This is a genomic window from Rhizobium esperanzae, assembly GCF_002204185.1.
Classification (GTDB): Bacteria; Pseudomonadota; Alphaproteobacteria; order Rhizobiales; family Rhizobiaceae; genus Rhizobium; species Rhizobium esperanzae.
The window spans coordinates 19548-35492 of record NZ_MXPU01000002.1 but is presented as its reverse complement, the minus strand read 5'-3'; the positions used below and the strand labels follow the sequence as shown (position 1 = coordinate 35492).

Here is a 15945-nt window from a genome sequence, read left to right as displayed (position 1 = left end):
AGGCCGATGTGCTGGCGACATGTTTTACCGCTTGCGGATCAGGAAGCGATGACCGCTCTCGGTCTTTTCCGTCTCGACCAGTTCGTGGCCGTCCTCATTGCAGAAATGCGGCATGTCGATCACCGCCAGCGGGTCGCTGGTATCGACGAGGATGAGCGCGCCGCTGGCCATGGCGGCAAGCTTCCGGCGTGTCTTCATCACGGGGAGTGGGCATTTCAGGCCGCGAAGATCGTAGAGAACGGGGTTCAAGCCGTTCAGTTCCGCGCCCAGAATTTCCAGAACGGCTTCTTTGCCGCGGCTTCTGCCGTCTCCTGCGGTTCGGGCGCGGGCGCGGTATAGGCGAGCGGATTCTGCATCGGCACCGGCACGACCGCAGGCGCCGCGGCGGCAACGGTCGTTGCCTGCGGCTGGGCCGGCGTTGCGGGTGTGGCGCCGGCCGCGGAGTTGGCGGTGAGGCTCTGCGTCGTGCGCTTGGCCATCAGGTCTTCCAGTTCGGCGACCTTGACCATGCGGCCGGCTTCGAGCGAGGTGCCGGTCGGCGCGAAGGCGAGTTCGCGGCCCTTGCGCAGCTTGGCGACCACCGCTTTGCGCTCGGCTTCGGATGGGTCGTACCAGGCCATGCCGTCATATTTGCTCATCGCCTTGGCATAGTCGGCGTCATAGGTTTTGCCGTAGGAGGCAAGGGCGGCCGTCAGCGCCGGCGGCGTCGACATGACAGGGCATTTGCCGGCGGCGTTGAAGGCGCCGCCATCGGCTGCCTGCTGGTTGAAGACATATTTCTTCTCGCAGACGTTCACCTCGGGCGGCCGCTTCGTCACTTCGAAATTGTCGTAGCCGACCTTCAGCATCTTCCAGAAGTCGTAGTTCGGGTCAAGCCGATGCTTGACCATGTTTTCCGCCGTCATGCGGAAGGGGAAGGCCTGCAGCTGCACCGTCGATTGGCCGCCCTTGAAAGCGTCGCGGGCAAAGGCATAGATCTCCAGCACCTGCTGGTCGGTCATCGAATAGCAGCCGGAGGACGAGCAGGCGCCGTGGATCATCAGATCGGAGCCGGTGCGGCCGTTCACCGCGTCGTAGCGGTTCGGGAAGCCGGTGTTGATCGCGAGATAATATTTGGAATTGGGATTCAGGTTGGCGCGCGTCAGCTCGTAGAAGCCTTCCGGCGCCTGCCGATCGCCGGTCTTGACCTTCGGACCGAGGCGGCCGGACCAGGCGCAGATCTTGTAATCGGCAATCTTGTCAAAACGGTTGTCGGTCTTCGCTTTCCAGATCTCCATAGCACCTTCTTCCTTGAAGATGCGGATCATGATGGGCGAATTGCGGTCCATGCCCTTGGCGGCCATGGCGTTGAGGATATGGGGAGGGAGCGGCTGCTCGACCTTGTTCTTGACCTTGGAGAGATCGACCTGCGCGGTTTCCAACGTGTCATTGCAGCCGGTCAGAGCCAGCGCCATGAGGGAAACATAGGCAAAATGACGTATGCGCATCCAAATTAGCCCATAAAGATAGTGCGACCCGGTCCGCCTATGGAGTTCGGGCATTGGAAGGAATCATAGGCGGTTTATACTTTATAAAACCTTACCAGCCTATGACGTGCCTCGAACATCCCCGCAAGCGCGAATGTTACAGATAATATCAATGTGGCCAAGATTTGGCCCCAATCGCTGAAAGGTGCAACTTGTCTTAGAGGTTGCGGCCCATATTGAGGAATTTCTGACGCCGCTCATTGCGCAGCTGTTCGCCGGAACGCGATGCCATTTCGCCGAGCGCATTGGCGATCACGTCGCCGGTCGCGGCGATGACGCTGTCGGGATCGCGATGGGCGCCGCCGAGCGGCTCGGAAATGATGCCGTCGATGACGCCGAGCGATTTCAGGTCTTCGGCTGTGATCTTCATGTTGGTCGCCGCCTCGCGGGCGCGGGTGGAATCGCGCCAGAGGATGGAGGCCGCCCCTTCCGGCGAAATGACGCTGTAGATCGAATGTTCGAGCATATAGACCCTGTTGCCGGTGGCGATCGCGATCGCGCCGCCGGAGCCGCCCTCGCCGATGACGACGGAAACCAGGGGAATCTTGACGCCGAGGCACATTTCCGTCGAGCGGGCGATTGCCTCGGCCTGGCCGCGCTCTTCGGCGCCGACGCCGGGATAGGCGCCGGCCGTATCCACCAGAGAAATCACCGGCAGGCCGAAACGGTCGGCCATCTCGAGGATGCGGATCGCCTTGCGGTAGCCTTCCGGCCGGGGGCTGCCGAAATTATGTTTCAGGCGGGACTTGGTGTCGTTGCCCTTTTCCTGGCCGATGACGGCGACGGGCTGACCGCGAAAGCGGGCAAGCCCCGCCTGGATCGCAGCGTCCTCGGAAAACTTGCGGTCGCCGGCAAGCGGCGTGAATTCCTGGAACAGCGTCTTGGCGTAATCGACGAAATGCGGGCGCTGTGGATGGCGGGCAACCTGCGTCTTCTGCCAGGCATTGAGCTTGGAATAGATTTCGACGATCGCTTCGCGGACGCGAACCTCCAGCCTGCCGATCTCATCGGTGGTGTCGATGCTCTCGTCTTCCGATGCGAGCTTCTTCAGCTCGATGATCTTGCCTTCGAGGTCGGAGATCGGCTTTTCGAAGTCGAGATAATTGTGCATGAGGTGCGTTTCCGTTCCTTGTGCCCGGGGCGTTTTCCTGGCTCCGCCCCTTGTCGCCGGTCCTATTCGTGCTTTTTCGCCTGTTTGGCAAGGGGGTGATGCGTCTGGACGAGCTGCTGCAGCCGCTCTTCGAGCACATGTGTGTAGATCTGTGTGGTCGAAATGTCCGAATGGCCGAGGAGTTCCTGCACGACGCGCAGATCGGCGCCGTTGGCAAGCAGGTGGCTGGCAAAGGCGTGGCGCATGACATGCGGCGAGATCAGGGACGGCGTCAGGCCGGCGCGGATCGCCAGGTTTTTAAGGTCGCGTGCGAAAACCTGGCGCGGCAGATATCCCTCCTTGGAGGCGGCGGGAAACAGCCAAGGGCTTTCCTGCGGCTCCTTCGCCGCGGCGGTTTCGGCGGCCAGCCGCCGCCCATACGACTTCAGGGCCGCGATCGCCGAGTGCGACAGCGGCACCAGCCGCTCCTTGTTGCCCTTGCCGCGGATCATCAGGAAGCGCCCCTCCTGGTCGAGCACGCGGGCGGGAAGCGAGACGAGTTCGCTGACGCGCATGCCTGTGGCATAGAGCAGTTCCAGCAGCGCCAGCATGCGCAGGCGCTGCAACTGGCCCGGAGCCGGATCGTCGGCCTCGGTCTGCGCTTGGGACAGCAGGCGGCCGACCTCCTCGACCCCCATCGTCTTCGGCAGTGGACGCCCCTTCTTCGGCGCGTCGAGAACGCCTGTGGGGTCGTCGGTGCGCAGGCCCTCGGCATAGAGGAACTTGTAGAATTGCCGCATGGCCGCAAGCCGGCGCGCCTGCGAGGAGGGCTTGAAGCCCTGGCGCGCCAGCGAGGCGAGATAGGCGGCCAGATCGGTGGAGCCGGCTTCGGTCAACCTTATGCTGCGGCCGTTCAGGAAAGCGCTGACATCGTCGAGGTCGCGCTGGTAGGATTGCAGGGTGTTGGCGGCAGCCCCACGTTCGGCGCTCATCATTTCCAGGAAGGATTCCACGTGGACGCGGCTTAGATCCATCATCTCACTCACTTCCCGGTCGTGTCGATCGTGCCCGTCGCCGGCGGGTTGACCCGCTCGGAGGGGATACGGATCGTCACGTCGCGCGGCTCGGGCTCCACGAAGGTCACGAGCGCCCACATCGCTCCGTAAACCGTCCCGGCGAGGATCGCGCAGAAGAACAGGAAACGGAACAGGGTCGGCATCCGGCAACTCCTTCATGCTCTGCTTCTGTTATAAGAAGCGTATTCGCAAGTGCAAGAAGCGCTATTCAAGCCATGATTCCCTTGTCCGCGACTTGACGCTCCACCTGCATTTGTCGATACGGTTTGCAAACAAAGTGTGAATGGACCGATGAGTGACCCACTGCTGACCGTTGCTGACAGCCTGAAAGACAGAGCTCGCGCTGCGCTCGGTTCACGCAATCTGGTCCTCGTCGGCCTGATGGGCGCCGGTAAATCCTCCGTTGGGCGTATCGTCGCCAGCCAACTCGGCATTCCCTTCATCGACAGCGATCATGAAATCGAGCGGGTGTCGCGCATGACAATCGCCGAACTGTTCGCAGCCTATGGCGAGGAAGAGTTCCGGGCTTTGGAAACGCGGGTGATGAAACGGCTCCTCAAGAGCGGACCACGTGTCGTCTCCACCGGCGGCGGCGCCTTCATCAACGACCGCACGCGCAGGCATATCAAGAAGGGCGGCCTTTCGATCTGGCTGAAGGCGGACCTCGACGTGCTTTGGGAGCGGGTCAACAAGCGCGACACGCGGCCACTCCTCAAGACCGAAAATCCGAAGCAGACCCTCGAAAACCTGATGAACGCGCGTTATCCGATCTATGCGCAGGCAGACCTCACCGTACTCTCGCGTGATGTGCGCAAGGAAATCATGGCAGACGAGGTGCTGAAGGCCGTGGCCGAACAGAAAGAAAGTGCAGCATCATGAATGCGATAAGCTCCACCTCATCAGTCCAGACAGTGCATGTGCCGCTCGGCGAACGCGCCTACGACATCCTGATCGGGCCGGGGCTGATTGCGCGGGCCGGCGCCGAGATCGCCTCGCGTCTCAAGGGCCGCAAGGCGGCCATCATCACCGACGAAAATGTCGCACCGCTTTATCTCGAGGCCGTCGTCGCGAGCCTGAATGCGGCAGGCATCGTCTCGGCCGAGGTCGTGCTGCCGGCCGGCGAAAAGACGAAGAGCTTCGAACATCTTATTGATGTCTGTGACAAGGTGCTCGAAGCCAGGGTCGAGCGCAATGACTGCGTGATCGCGCTCGGCGGCGGCGTCATCGGTGACCTCTCGGGTTTTGCGGCCGGCATCGTCCGTCGCGGCGTGCGCTTCGTGCAGGTGCCGACCTCGCTGCTGGCGCAGGTCGATTCCTCCGTCGGCGGCAAGACCGGCATCAATTCCCCCCGCCACGGCAAGAATCTGATCGGCGTCTTCCATCAGCCGGATCTGGTCCTGGCCGATACGGATGTGCTGAATACGCTGAGCGAGCGGGAATTCCGCGCCGGCTACGCCGAAGTCGCAAAGTATGGGCTGATCGACAAACCGGATTTCTTTGCCTGGCTGGAAGCGAACTGGAAGTCGGTGTTTACGGGCGGCTCCGCCCGCATAGAGGCCATCGCTGCCAGCTGCCAGGCGAAAGCCGATGTCGTCGTTGCCGACGAACGTGAGACCGGCCAGCGGGCGCTGCTCAATCTCGGCCATACGTTCGGCCATGCGCTGGAAGCGGCGACCGCCTATGACAGCCGCCGCCTGGTGCACGGCGAGGGTGTTGCGATCGGCATGGTGCTGGCGCATGAGTTTTCCGCACGCATGAATCTTGCGAGCCCCGACGATGCACGGCGCGTCGAGCGGCATCTGAAGGAGGTCGGCCTGCCGACCGGCATGGCCGAAATTCCGGGCGAGCTGCCGCCGGCCGAATCGCTGATGGAGGCGATCGCGCAGGACAAGAAGGTCAAGAGCGGCAAGCTCACCTTCATCCTGACGCGCGGTATCGGCCAGTCCTTTGTCGCCGACGATGTTCCGGCATCCGAAGTGCTCAGCTTTCTCCGGGAAAAACATCCTTGACGACGATCGAAGGCGTTCTGACATTTGTCGCGGCCTAATGGCCGGAGATCCTTTCGATCACGGCGCTCGTGCTGACGTCCGCCTTCTTTTCCGGCACGGAGACTGCGCTCACCGCCGTTTCGCGCAGCCGCGTTCATACGCTTGAGGTCAACGGTGATGAACGCGCCGGTCTGGTCCGGCAGCTGATCGAACGGCGCGACCGGCTGATCGGTACGCTGCTGATCGGCAACAATCTTGCCAACATCCTCTCCTCCTCGATCGCCACCAGCCTCTTCCTTGGGCTGTTCGGCGGTTCGGGCGTGGCGCTGGCGACACTCGCCATGACCATCATCCTCGTCATCTTCGCGGAAGTGCTGCCGAAGAGCTGGGCGATCTCGGGACCGGAACGCTTCGCGCTTGCCGTCGCACTTCCCACTAGACTCTTCGTCGCCATCGTCGGCCCGGTGTCTTCCTTGGTCAATGCGGTCGTGCGGCAGATCCTGGCGCTGTTCGGCATCAATCTTTCGCGGGAAGTATCGATGCTGACGGCGCATGAGGAGCTGCGCGGCGCCGTCGATCTGCTGCACCGCGAGGGTTCGGTGGTGAAGGCCGATCGCGACCGCCTCGGCGGCGTGCTCGATCTCGGCGAGCTGGAACTCTCCGACATCATGGTCCATCGCACCAAGATGCGGGCGATCAATGCCGACGATCCGCCAGAGGCAGTGGTGCGCGCCATTCTCGAAAGTCCCTATACGCGCATGCCGCTCTGGCGCGGCACGATCGACAACATCATCGGCGTCGTCCACGCCAAGGATCTGCTGCGGGCATTGGCCGAGCCGAACATGGAGCCGCAGAATCTCGACATCGTGAAGATCGCGCAGAAGCCGTGGTTCGTGCCGGACAGCACCAATCTCGAGGACCAGCTCAACGCCTTCCTGCGGCGCAAGCAGCATTTCGCCGTCGTCGTCGACGAATATGGCGAGGTGCAGGGCATCGTCACGCTGGAGGATATTCTCGAGGAAATCGTCGGCGACATTTCCGACGAGCACGATATCGAGATGCAGGGCGTGCGTCAGGAGGCGGACGGCTCGGTGGTCGTCGATGGCAGTGTGCCGATCCGCGATCTCAACCGCGCGCTCGACTGGAACCTGCCCGACGAGGAGGCGACGACCATCGCCGGCCTCGTCATCCATGAATCGATGACCATCCCGGAAGAGCGTCAGGCCTTTACCTTCTACGGCAAGCGTTTCGTCGTCATGAAGCGGGAGAAGAACCGCATCACCAAGCTGCGCATCCGCCCCGCGCAGGAAGACGATGCAAAACCGGTGTGATCCGTTGGATTGCCCGCATCCTATACCCATATAGGCTGCTGTGCCTCTACCAGCGGGTCGGTTCGCCGGGTGCGGCGGGTTCGACGGCCAGCGCATGCAGGCCGGCATCAAGCTCCGGTTTCAACAGGTCGGTGATCGCCCGGTGGCGCGCCAGACGGGAGAGACCGGTAAATTTTGCCGAAACGATCCTCACCCGCATGTGGGTTTCGCCGGTGCCTGTGATGTCAGGCTGGTGGCCGGCATGCAGATGGCTTTCGTCGACGACGCTCAGACGTTCGGGCGCGAAGGCTTCGACAAGTTTTTCTTCGATGCGGGTCCGCAGGGTCATCATCCGGTCTTGCTGCTTCGCGAAAAGGGTTCCCACCAAGCCAGCAACATTCCCATTTGTCAATTCTTGTTGTCGCCTCGCGACAGCCTCATAATTAGCGCCGCCATGAGACTTGATTCCAAATATTTCGATCGCATCCGCACACGCCGCAAACGCGAGCAGGAGGCAGAGCAGGCACCGCCTACCTGCCAATGGGACGGCTGCGACAAAAAAGGCTCGCATCGGGCTCCCGTGGGACGCAATGCGGAAGGCCAGTTCTTTTTGTTCTGCTTCGAGCACGTCAAGGAATACAACAAGGGCTATAATTATTTCTCCGGGCTTTCGGACGGCGAGATTGCGCGCTACCAGAAAGAGGCGATCACCGGCCATCGTCCGACATGGACCGTCGGCGTCAACAAGTCGGCCAAGGACAGTCCGCTGCATTCCGAGGTGCGCTCCGGCGCCTATACACGGGTTCGCGATCCCTTCGGCTTCGTCAAGGAAGGCGGCAAGGGCAGCGGCCCGCGCTTTCCCCAGACACGCAAGCTGAAATCGCTCGAAAGCAAAGCCTTCGACACGATGGGCCTCAACGGCAATGCGACGTCGGCAGAGATCAAGAGCCGCTACAAGGAACTGGTCAAGAAGCACCATCCGGATGCCAATGGCGGCGACCGCGGCTCGGAAGAGCGTTTCCGCGCCGTCATCCAGGCCTATCAATTGTTGAAGCAGAACGGTTTTTGTTAATTCCCGTCCTTGCTCTTGGGCTTCAATCGGGTATGGTCCAAATCGGCTGAGGCCGCAGGCAAACGCGGCTCCTATCTGCGTGTTTTCCCGACATCGCCTCGGCCGACCTTCCGGACGCGGCGTTTCTTGTCCGGGACTCTTTCAAGAATGCTCGCACGCGGTCATTATCCCGCCGAGGTTTCGTTTCAGTCCCGGAGAAGTATCGCCGACGTTCCGACCTGGACGGGCGCGGAATAGAATCGCGGCGTCACGGTTGCGACATGGCCTGAGACAGTTTGGCCGGGTGGCTTCACCCGCCTTGGAGACATGATGAGCAAGATCGACCTCGATATTTCAGAACTGCCCGATACCACCGTTTCGGTCCGCGAGACCTTCGGCATCGACTCCGACATCCGCGTTCCCGCCTACAGCAAGGGCGACGCCTATGTCCCGGATCTCGATCCGGACTACCTGTTCGACCGCGAGACGACGCTCGCCATTCTCGCAGGCTTCGCGCATAACCGTCGCGTGATGATCTCCGGCTATCACGGCACGGGCAAATCCTCGCATATCGAGCAGGTGGCGGCGCGCATCAACTGGCCCTGCGTGCGCATCAACCTCGACAGCCATGTCAGCCGTATCGATCTCGTCGGCAAGGACGCGATCGTCGTCAAGGACGGGCTGCAGGTCACCGAATTCAAGGACGGCATCCTGCCCTGGGCCTATCAGCACAATGTCGCGCTCGTCTTCGACGAATATGACGCGGGCAGACCCGACGTGATGTTCGTTATCCAGCGCGTGCTGGAATCGTCCGGCCGCCTGACGCTGCTCGATCAGAGCCGCGTCATCCGGCCGCACCCGGCCTTCCGCCTGTTTGCCACCGCCAATACGATCGGACTCGGTGACACCACGGGCCTCTATCACGGCACGCAGCAGATCAACCAGGCGCAGATGGACCGCTGGTCGATCGTGACGACGCTGAACTACTTGCCGCATGATCACGAAGTGAACATCGTCGCCGCCAAGGTGAAGAGCTTCGGCAAGGACAGGGAAGGGCGAGAGATCGTCTCGAAAATGGTCCGCGTCGCCGATCTGACGCGCGCCGCCTTCATGAACGGCGATCTTTCGACTGTCATGAGCCCGCGCACTGTTATTACCTGGGCCGAGAATGCCGAAATCTTCGGCGACCTCGCCTTTGCCTTCCGCGTCACCTTCCTCAACAAGTGCGACGAACTGGAGCGCCCGCTGGTCGCCGAGCACTATCAGCGCGCCTTCGGCGTCGAGCTGAAGGAAAGTGCTGCCAACATCGTCCTCGGAGCCTGAGGCCCGACCGATCATGGCAGCTCGCGGTGACAATTCGAAAGCAAAACCCGGCGCGCCCGTCGACGTCGAGCCGTTGCGCCGGGCGATATCCGGTTGCGTCCGCTCGATCGCCGGCGACGGCGATGTCGAGGTGACCTTCGCCAATGAACGGCCTGGAATGACCGGCGAGCGCATCCGTCTGCCGGAGCTTTCCAAACGGCCGACGGCGCATGAGCTGGCGGTCACCCGCGGGCTCGGTGATTCCATGGCGTTGCGCCTGGCCTGCCATGACGAAAAGATGCATACGACGATGGCGCCGCAGGGCTCGGACGCCCGGGCGATCTTCGATGCGGTCGAGCAGGCGCGTGTCGAATCGATCGGGACACTGCGCATGGAGGGCGTGGCGGCGAACCTGCGCTCCATGACGGAAGAGAAATATTCCAAGGCGAATTTCACCGGCATCGAGCGCCAGGAAGACGCGCCGATCGGGGAAGCCGTCGCCATGATGGTGCGCGAGAAGCTGACCGGCCAACGCCCGCCGGCCTCGGCCGGCAAGGTGCTTGACCTCTGGCGCGGCTTCATCGAGGACAAGGCGGGCTCCGAGCTCGATAACCTGTCGGGTGCGATCAACGACCAGCAGGCCTTCGCCAAGGTGATCCGCAACATGTTGTCGGCCATGGAGATGGCCGAGGAATACGGCGACGACGACAGCCAGGCCGACGATGACGATCAGTCGGAGCAGGAAGACCAGCCGAGCGGCGATGAGCAGGACCAGGACGAGGTCGACGAGGATGCCGGCACCGATGCCGCGCCCGTCGAGGACAGTGAAGTCTCCGACGAGCAGATGGAGGACGGCGAGACCGAAGGCGCCGAAATCTCCGACGACGACATGATGGAAGAGGGTGAGGACGATTCGGAAACGCCGGGCGAGACCCGCCGTCCGAACACGCCTTTTGCCGATTTCAACGAGAAGGTCGATTATCACGTCTATACCGAAGAGTTCGACGAGATCATCACCGCCGAGGAGCTCTGCGATGCCGCCGAGCTGGAGCGCCTGCGTGCCTTTCTCGACAAGCAGCTGGCGCATCTGCAGGGTGCGGTCGGGCGTCTCGCTAACCGGCTGCAGCGCCGCCTGATGGCGCAGCAGAACCGCTCCTGGGATTTCGATCTGGAAGAGGGCTATCTCGATACGGCCCGGCTGCAGCGCATCATCATCGATCCGATGCAGCCGCTCTCCTTCAAGATGGAGCGCGACACACAGTTCCGCGACACGGTCGTCACCCTGCTCATCGACAATTCCGGCTCCATGCGCGGCCGGCCGATCACCGTTGCCGCCACCTGCGCCGACATTCTCGCCCGCACGCTGGAACGCTGCGGCGTCAAGGTCGAGATTCTCGGCTTTACGACCAAGGCCTGGAAGGGCGGGCAGGCGCGTGAGACCTGGCTTGCCGGCGGCAAACCGCAGACGCCGGGTCGTCTCAACGACCTGCGTCACATCATCTACAAATCGGCCGACGCGCCGTGGCGGCGCGCACGCGCCAATCTCGGGTTGATGATGCGCGAAGGCCTGCTCAAGGAAAATATCGATGGCGAGGCGCTGATCTGGGCGCATAACCGCCTGCTCGCCCGCCGCGAGCAGCGCCGCATTCTCATGATGATCTCGGACGGCGCGCCGGTCGACGATTCGACGCTGTCGGTCAATCCGGGCAATTATCTCGAGCGGCATCTGCGCGCCGTCATCGAGCAGATCGAGACGCGCTCGCCTGTCGAAATGCTGGCGATCGGCATCGGTCACGACGTGACGCGCTACTATCGCCGCGCCGTGACGATCGTTGATGCGGACGAACTGGCCGGGGCGATGACCGAACAGCTTGCCTCGCTCTTCGAAGATCAATCCGCCCAGCCGCGCGGCGGCCGACTACGCCGTGCCGGCTGACGCTCCTGGAAGGAAACAAGTGGAATGATGGTCAAGCGCCTCTGCCGTGCGGCATCGGTCTTGCTTTGCCTGGCAGGGGGCGCTTCCGCGGCGATGGCCGGCGACGAAATACCCGTCATTGGCCGGCAAATTACCGATTTCAGGATCGGATCGTCGGAGACGACGTTCGGATCGCTGGAATTTCTCGGCGGGCTGGAGATGGTTTCCAGCCGCGCGCTGTTCGGCTCGCTTTCCTCCATCCGTTTCCGGCCGGACCAGAAACACTTCATCGTCGTCCTCGACACCGGCCAGTGGCTGACCGGCAGCATCGAGCGCGATGCGAGGGGCAAGCTTTCGGGCCTTTCTCAGGTCGAGATCACCCCGATGAAGAACCGCGCGGGCCGCAGCCTCGAGGGCAAGGGCTATATGGATGCCGAGGGCCTGGCGCTCGACGGCGACCGAATTCTGGTCTCCTTCGAGCAGAACCATCGCGTCGATGCCTATCCCGATCCCGGATTTGCCGCATCGCGCGCGATCGCGACCCTGCCGATCCTCATCCCGCGAAAGATGCTGAGCGACAATCGCGGTATCGAAACCATAGCCGTGGCGCCCGCCTCCAGTCCGTTGAAGAGCGGCGTGGTCATCGTCTCCGAGCGCGGTCTCGACAGCGAGGGCAACCGGATGGCGGCTATTCTCAACGGGCCGCTGAAAGGGCTGTTCTCGATCAAACGCGACGGCAGCTTCGACGTCACCGACGGTGCCTTCCTGCCGGACGGCGACCTGCTGCTCCTGGAGCGGCGGTTCAATATGGCCGAAGGTATCGGCATGCGGCTTCGGCGCATCAAGGGCGCCGATATCCGGCCGGGGGCCGTCGTCGATGGTGAATTGCTGATCGAAGGCAATTTCAATTCGCAGATCGACAATATGGAAGGGCTTGACGTGTTCCAGGCCGCGGACGGCACGACCCATGTCATTATGGTGTCGGACGACAACCACTCGATCCTGCAGCGTAATCTGATGCTCGAATTCCGGCTCTCCGATCGCCACGTGCTCAGCGCGGCGTCAGATTGACGTCACATGCCTCGGCTATCCCATGGTCGCATCGAGAGCAGCTTTCGGAGGGGCAGTCATGGTGCATATTCATATCATGGGTGCCTCCGGTTCCGGCACGACATCGCTCGGCCATACGCTTGCCGAACGGCTTGATATCGCCCATCTCGATACCGACGATTTCTTTTGGCTGCCGACCGATCCGCCATTCACGACGCCGCGGGACGCCGACGAACGCATAAGACTGCTTCTTGCCGAGGCGGCACGGCATGACGGCTGGATCCTCTCCGGATCGGCGCTGAAATGGGCGAGGCAGATCGAGCCGTTCTATGATCTGATCGTGTTCCTCAGGATCGAGCCGGATCTGCGGATGGCGCGGATCCGTGCCCGCGAGATCGCCCGCTACGGAGACAGAATCGGGCCTGGCGGCGATATGGAAATCAAAAGCGGGGAATTCATGGAATGGGCGGCAAGTTACGACACGGCCGGTCCGGAACGCCGCAGTCTTGCGGCGCATGAGCAATGGTTGGAAACGCAGACGGTCCCGGTGTTACGGCTCGATTCGTCACGAGAGATCGATGATCTGGTTGCAGAGGTTCTGCTGCATCCGGCCATCGCCGCCGGCGCGGTCCGGCAGCGCCGTTGAAAGGCTTTAGCTGACGCGTGCGGGCTGCATCGGCCGCAGCACGTTCATGAGCGCGCCATAGGGCAGCAGCATGACGAGACCGACGATCATCTTGACGGCGAAATCGCCGATCGCCCAGGAAATCCAGCGCGGGGCCTCGGCGGCAAAGATGCCGAGGACAGGAGCTGCTTCGAGCGCAAAGGGTTCGTTCGGGCCGAGGAAGACGAAAAACGCGGCAAAGGACAGCGAGAAGAACATCACCGTGTCGAGCGCCGAACCGATCAGCGAGCCGATGAGCGGCGCGCGCCACCAAGCCTGGCGGCGAAGCCGGTTGAAGACGGCGATGTCGAGCAATTGGCCGGCGAGATAGGCCGAGCCGGAGGCGATGGCGATGCGCGGCACCGAGGTGAAGAAGGACAGCGTCACGCCCACAACGAAGCCGGCAAAAACGACCTTGCGGGCTGCCTGCGGGCCAAACTGGCGGTTGGTCAGATCGGTAATCAGGAAGGCGACCGGGTAGGAGAAGGCGCCCCAGGTCAGGATGTCGGCCAGGTTGACGCCCGAGACTTCAACGTTCAGCGGAAACTGGACGAGGAAGTTGGAGGCGACGACGACAAGCGTCATCAGTGCGACATAGGCAATGGTGTAGCGCGTCTTCAGCATTTTTTTATCCTGGGTGATGCCACCAGTTGGAGTGCTCAGGCAAAGCAAAAGGCTTGTCCGGTGTTATCCGTTCAAGCCTTTCGAAGCCGTATGAAAGAAGGGCAGAAGCTTACGCAGCAGCGGCTTCGGCAGTCTTCTTGACGATCTGACGGCGCAGCAGGCGCGCGCGCATCGACAGTTCGTTTTCGCTTGCCTTGATCAGGAAGGCATCGAGGCCGCCACGATGTTCGACGGAGCGAAGAGCCGCAGCCGAAACGCGAAGACGATAACGCTGGTTGAGAGCGTCGGAGATCAGCGTTACCTGGCACAGGTTCGGCAGGAACCGGCGCTTGGTCTTGTTGTTGGCATGGCTGACATTGTTACCAGTCAGGACGGCCTTGCCGGTCAATTCGCACACGCGGGACATGGAACACCTATTCTTGTTTTTCTCGGGCCATCGAATTGACATCCCCGGCAAAACCGGGCTCGCAATCCAACAGGCATGATTGGAAAGTTGCGGTTCTATAGTCAGAGAGGCTGCGCGCGTCAAGCCAAACCTTGGCCTTTCCCGCAATTCTGTCAAAAAGCTGCTGTTTTCTTCCCCTTGCGGCAGGAGTATAGAGCGGTCGGCAGGGCTGCCGGCGCGCGGCAAGACAAGGCTTCACTCATGGCTCACTCGGGCAGACGCATTTTCATTTCGGCTATCGCCGCACTCCTTGCCATACCGGCATCGGCGGCCGAAATCCAGCATCAGACAGTATACCGGGTGACGCTTGCCGGCCTGCCGATCGCGCGCGCGGCGTTTCTGACGCAGATCGAGGATGATCACTCTTACAAGATCGCGGGCGATATCAAATCCGCCGGCCTTGCCGATCTCATCAAGACAATCTCGGCAAAGACCAGCGTCACCGGCGTCGTCCGTAATGACCGGTTGCAGGCGCTGAAATATTCGCTCTATTACAAGAGCGGGAAGAAGGCCCGCGTCTACGAGGTCAGTTACCGCAACGGCAACATCATCTCGGCGACGACGACACCGCCGCCGAAGCGCCCGAAGAACTGGATCGACGTCACGCCGAGCGACATGCGTTCGGTGCTCGATCCGATCTCCGGCCTTGTTTTCACCGGCGATACCAAGGTCTGTGCACAGACGCTGCCGATCTTCGACGGCGAGACGCGCATGGACCTGGTGCTTTCGCCGAAAGGCGACGAGGATTTTTCGACCGACGGCTTCAAGGGCAAGGCGGTCGTCTGCGGCGTGCGTTTCGTGCCGCGCTCCGGCTACAAAAAGGGCCGCAAGGACATCGACTATCTCAGCAAGAGCGACCGCATGGAAATCTGGTTTGCCAAGTCGGAGGCGGCCAATGTATACGCTCCGGTCTATGTGCGCATTCCCACAGAATATGGAATGGTGACGATCACCGCCGTCAAATATGGCAGTGTCAGCTGACGGAGCTTTCGCCTCCGTGAAGGGGGACAGGTGAAGCTTCGTGCGACGCTAGTCGGTTTTACGGCTATTCTGATGTGGTCGTTCCTGGCACTATTGACGGCCGGCTCCGGCAAGATGCCGCCCTTCCAGCTTTCGGCCGTCTGCTTTGCGATCGGCAGCATTCCGGGTCTCGTCGTGCTTGTCCTCAACCCGGCGCGGCTGGGGCTGCTGAAGCAGCCTGCCCGGGTCTGGTTCACCGGTATTGCGGGTCTCTTCGGCTATCACTTCCTCTATTTTACCGCACTCAGGAGTGCGCCTGCGGTGGAGGCAGGGCTGATCTCCTATCTCTGGCCGCTTCTGATCGTCGTTGGCTCGGCGCTGCTGCCGGGAGAGCGATTGCGCTGGTATCACGTGGCGGGCGCGCTTGCGGGGCTTTGCGGCACCTTCCTGATCGTCGGCCGCAACGGCATCGATTTCGATGGAGCTTACGCAGTCGGTTATGGCGCTGCCTTCCTCTGCGCCTTCACATGGTCGGGCTATTCCCTGCTGACACGGCGTTTCGAGGCTGTCTCCACAGATGTCGTCACCGGCTTTTGCCTTGCGACCTCCATCCTGTCCTTCTTCAGCCATCTCGGCCTGGAGGCGACTGTCTGGCCGGAAACCGGCGTCGAATGGGTGGCCGTCATCGGGCTCGGCCTCTTCCCGGTCGGGGCGGCCTTCTATGCCTGGGATTACGGCGTCAAGAACGGCGATATCCAGATTCTCGGCGCAGCAAGTTATGCCGCGCCGCTGCTGTCGACGCTCATCCTGACGCTGTTCGGATTTGCCGAGCCGAGCTGGCGCATTGCTCTCGCCTGCCTGCTCGTCACCGGTGGAGCGCTGCTCGCCGCCCAGAAAATGTTCCGCCGCAAAAGCCAGGCACAGCCCGCGGCCGCAGGGTAAGT

Annotated in this window: 18 protein-coding genes; 10 read left to right on the top strand and 8 right to left on the bottom strand. The window is 62.0% G+C overall.

The window, feature by feature from the left end; translation table 11 throughout:
* Positions 1–24 precede the first annotated feature (24 nt).
* From B5E41_RS02495 to B5E41_RS31580, 5 genes are all read right to left on the bottom strand, one after another.
* Positions 25–249 carry a sulfurtransferase TusA family protein gene (locus B5E41_RS02495; protein ID WP_012485421.1) on the bottom strand — a complete coding sequence of 75 codons (225 nt, stop codon included), beginning with the start codon at positions 247–249 and terminating at the stop codon, positions 25–27.
* A 5-nt stretch (positions 250–254) separates the two neighbouring features.
* Positions 255–1487, bottom strand: a complete 1233-nt coding sequence (locus B5E41_RS02490) for a L,D-transpeptidase family protein (RefSeq protein ID WP_088390820.1) — start codon at positions 1485–1487, stop codon at positions 255–257.
* A 196-nt stretch (positions 1488–1683) separates the two neighbouring features.
* Complete coding sequence (locus B5E41_RS02485; protein WP_088390818.1) at positions 1684–2637, bottom strand: acetyl-CoA carboxylase carboxyltransferase subunit alpha; 954 nt, start codon at positions 2635–2637, stop codon at positions 1684–1686.
* 62 nt (positions 2638–2699) lie between these two features.
* Positions 2700–3653 carry a site-specific tyrosine recombinase XerD gene (gene xerD / locus B5E41_RS02480; RefSeq protein WP_088390816.1) on the bottom strand — a complete coding sequence of 318 codons (954 nt, stop codon included), beginning with the start codon at positions 3651–3653 and terminating at the stop codon, positions 2700–2702.
* A gap of 5 nt (positions 3654–3658) precedes the next feature.
* Positions 3659–3835 carry a hypothetical protein gene (locus B5E41_RS31580; RefSeq protein WP_088390814.1) on the bottom strand — a complete coding sequence of 59 codons (177 nt, stop codon included), beginning with the start codon at positions 3833–3835 and terminating at the stop codon, positions 3659–3661.
* A 148-nt stretch (positions 3836–3983) separates the two neighbouring features.
* On the opposite strand from B5E41_RS31580, the gene B5E41_RS02470 reads away from it, so the two are divergent.
* From B5E41_RS02470 to B5E41_RS02460, 3 genes are read left to right on the top strand one after another with little or no spacing between them, the layout of a single operon-like run.
* Positions 3984–4571 (top strand): shikimate kinase, encoded by a 588-nt coding sequence (locus B5E41_RS02470; protein ID WP_088390812.1) that lies wholly within the window; start codon positions 3984–3986, stop codon positions 4569–4571.
* Positions 4568–5701, top strand: a complete 1134-nt coding sequence (aroB, locus tag B5E41_RS02465; RefSeq protein WP_088390810.1) for a 3-dehydroquinate synthase — start codon at positions 4568–4570, stop codon at positions 5699–5701. Before B5E41_RS02470 ends, aroB begins: the two co-directional genes overlap by 4 nt.
* A gap of 47 nt (positions 5702–5748) precedes the next feature.
* Positions 5749–7011 (top strand): HlyC/CorC family transporter, encoded by a 1263-nt coding sequence (locus B5E41_RS02460; RefSeq protein ID WP_245303051.1) that lies wholly within the window; start codon positions 5749–5751, stop codon positions 7009–7011.
* 46 nt (positions 7012–7057) lie between these two features.
* On the opposite strand, the gene B5E41_RS02455 is transcribed toward B5E41_RS02460, so the two are convergent.
* Positions 7058–7342: a BolA family protein gene (locus tag B5E41_RS02455; protein ID WP_170965835.1), complete on the bottom strand. Its 285-nt coding sequence runs from the start codon at positions 7340–7342 to the stop codon at positions 7058–7060.
* A 102-nt stretch (positions 7343–7444) separates the two neighbouring features.
* Here B5E41_RS02455 and B5E41_RS02450 point away from each other — a divergent pair, with 102 nt between their 5' ends.
* From B5E41_RS02450 to B5E41_RS02430, 5 genes are all read left to right on the top strand, one after another.
* The gene (locus B5E41_RS02450) at positions 7445–8062 is read left to right on the top strand and encodes a J domain-containing protein (RefSeq protein WP_088390808.1); all 618 of its coding nucleotides are present in this window, start codon (positions 7445–7447) and stop codon (positions 8060–8062) included.
* A gap of 309 nt (positions 8063–8371) precedes the next feature.
* Entirely contained in the window at positions 8372–9364 is a 993-nt protein-coding gene (gene cobS, locus B5E41_RS02445; protein WP_064805316.1) for a cobaltochelatase subunit CobS, read from the top strand.
* A gap of 13 nt (positions 9365–9377) precedes the next feature.
* Positions 9378–11279, top strand: a complete 1902-nt coding sequence (cobT, locus tag B5E41_RS02440; RefSeq protein ID WP_088390806.1) for a cobaltochelatase subunit CobT — start codon at positions 9378–9380, stop codon at positions 11277–11279.
* Between the two features lie 24 nt (positions 11280–11303).
* Positions 11304–12329, top strand: coding sequence for an esterase-like activity of phytase family protein (locus tag B5E41_RS02435; RefSeq protein ID WP_088390804.1), 1026 nt, complete (start codon positions 11304–11306; stop codon positions 12327–12329).
* Positions 12330–12387: 58 nt separating this feature from the next.
* Positions 12388–12954, top strand: coding sequence for an ATP-binding protein (locus B5E41_RS02430; protein ID WP_088390802.1), 567 nt, complete (start codon positions 12388–12390; stop codon positions 12952–12954).
* 6 nt (positions 12955–12960) lie between these two features.
* Here B5E41_RS02430 and B5E41_RS02425 read toward each other — a convergent pair whose 3' ends face one another.
* The gene (locus B5E41_RS02425; protein WP_088390800.1) at positions 12961–13596 is read right to left on the bottom strand and encodes a VUT family protein; all 636 of its coding nucleotides are present in this window, start codon (positions 13594–13596) and stop codon (positions 12961–12963) included.
* A 109-nt stretch (positions 13597–13705) separates the two neighbouring features.
* Entirely contained in the window at positions 13706–14002 is a 297-nt protein-coding gene (rpmB, locus tag B5E41_RS02420) for a 50S ribosomal protein L28 (protein WP_008527777.1), read from the bottom strand.
* 240 nt (positions 14003–14242) lie between these two features.
* Here rpmB and B5E41_RS02415 point away from each other — a divergent pair, with 240 nt between their 5' ends.
* Positions 14243–15022 carry a DUF3108 domain-containing protein gene (locus B5E41_RS02415; RefSeq protein ID WP_088390798.1) on the top strand — a complete coding sequence of 260 codons (780 nt, stop codon included), beginning with the start codon at positions 14243–14245 and terminating at the stop codon, positions 15020–15022.
* A gap of 30 nt (positions 15023–15052) precedes the next feature.
* On the top strand, positions 15053–15943 hold the full coding sequence (gene yddG, locus B5E41_RS02410) for an aromatic amino acid exporter YddG (RefSeq protein ID WP_088390796.1): 891 nt from the start codon (positions 15053–15055) through the stop codon (positions 15941–15943).
* Positions 15944–15945 lie beyond the last annotated feature (2 nt).

Bases quoted from the DNA above. Each gene is read 5' to 3' on its own strand.
- B5E41_RS02430 (WP_088390802.1), top strand. From the start codon at position 12,388: ATGGTGCATATTCATATCATGGGTGCCTCCGGTTCCGGCACGACATCG.
- xerD (WP_088390816.1), bottom strand. From the start codon at position 3,653: ATGATGGATCTAAGCCGCGTCCACGTGGAATCCTTCCTGGAAATGATG.
- B5E41_RS02455 (WP_170965835.1), bottom strand. From the start codon at position 7,342: ATGATGACCCTGCGGACCCGCATCGAAGAAAAACTTGTCGAAGCCTTC.
- B5E41_RS31580 (WP_088390814.1), bottom strand. From the start codon at position 3,835: ATGCCGACCCTGTTCCGTTTCCTGTTCTTCTGCGCGATCCTCGCCGGG.
- B5E41_RS02490 (WP_088390820.1), bottom strand. From the start codon at position 1,487: ATGCGCATACGTCATTTTGCCTATGTTTCCCTCATGGCGCTGGCTCTG.
- rpmB (WP_008527777.1), bottom strand. From the start codon at position 14,002: ATGTCCCGCGTGTGCGAATTGACCGGCAAGGCCGTCCTGACTGGTAAC.
- aroB (WP_088390810.1), top strand. From the start codon at position 4,568: ATGAATGCGATAAGCTCCACCTCATCAGTCCAGACAGTGCATGTGCCG.
- B5E41_RS02415 (WP_088390798.1), top strand. From the start codon at position 14,243: ATGGCTCACTCGGGCAGACGCATTTTCATTTCGGCTATCGCCGCACTC.
- B5E41_RS02485 (WP_088390818.1), bottom strand. From the start codon at position 2,637: ATGCACAATTATCTCGACTTCGAAAAGCCGATCTCCGACCTCGAAGGC.
- cobS (WP_064805316.1), top strand. From the start codon at position 8,372: ATGAGCAAGATCGACCTCGATATTTCAGAACTGCCCGATACCACCGTT.
- B5E41_RS02450 (WP_088390808.1), top strand. From the start codon at position 7,445: ATGAGACTTGATTCCAAATATTTCGATCGCATCCGCACACGCCGCAAA.
- B5E41_RS02425 (WP_088390800.1), bottom strand. From the start codon at position 13,596: ATGCTGAAGACGCGCTACACCATTGCCTATGTCGCACTGATGACGCTT.
- B5E41_RS02435 (WP_088390804.1), top strand. From the start codon at position 11,304: ATGATGGTCAAGCGCCTCTGCCGTGCGGCATCGGTCTTGCTTTGCCTG.
- B5E41_RS02470 (WP_088390812.1), top strand. From the start codon at position 3,984: ATGAGTGACCCACTGCTGACCGTTGCTGACAGCCTGAAAGACAGAGCT.
- cobT (WP_088390806.1), top strand. From the start codon at position 9,378: ATGGCAGCTCGCGGTGACAATTCGAAAGCAAAACCCGGCGCGCCCGTC.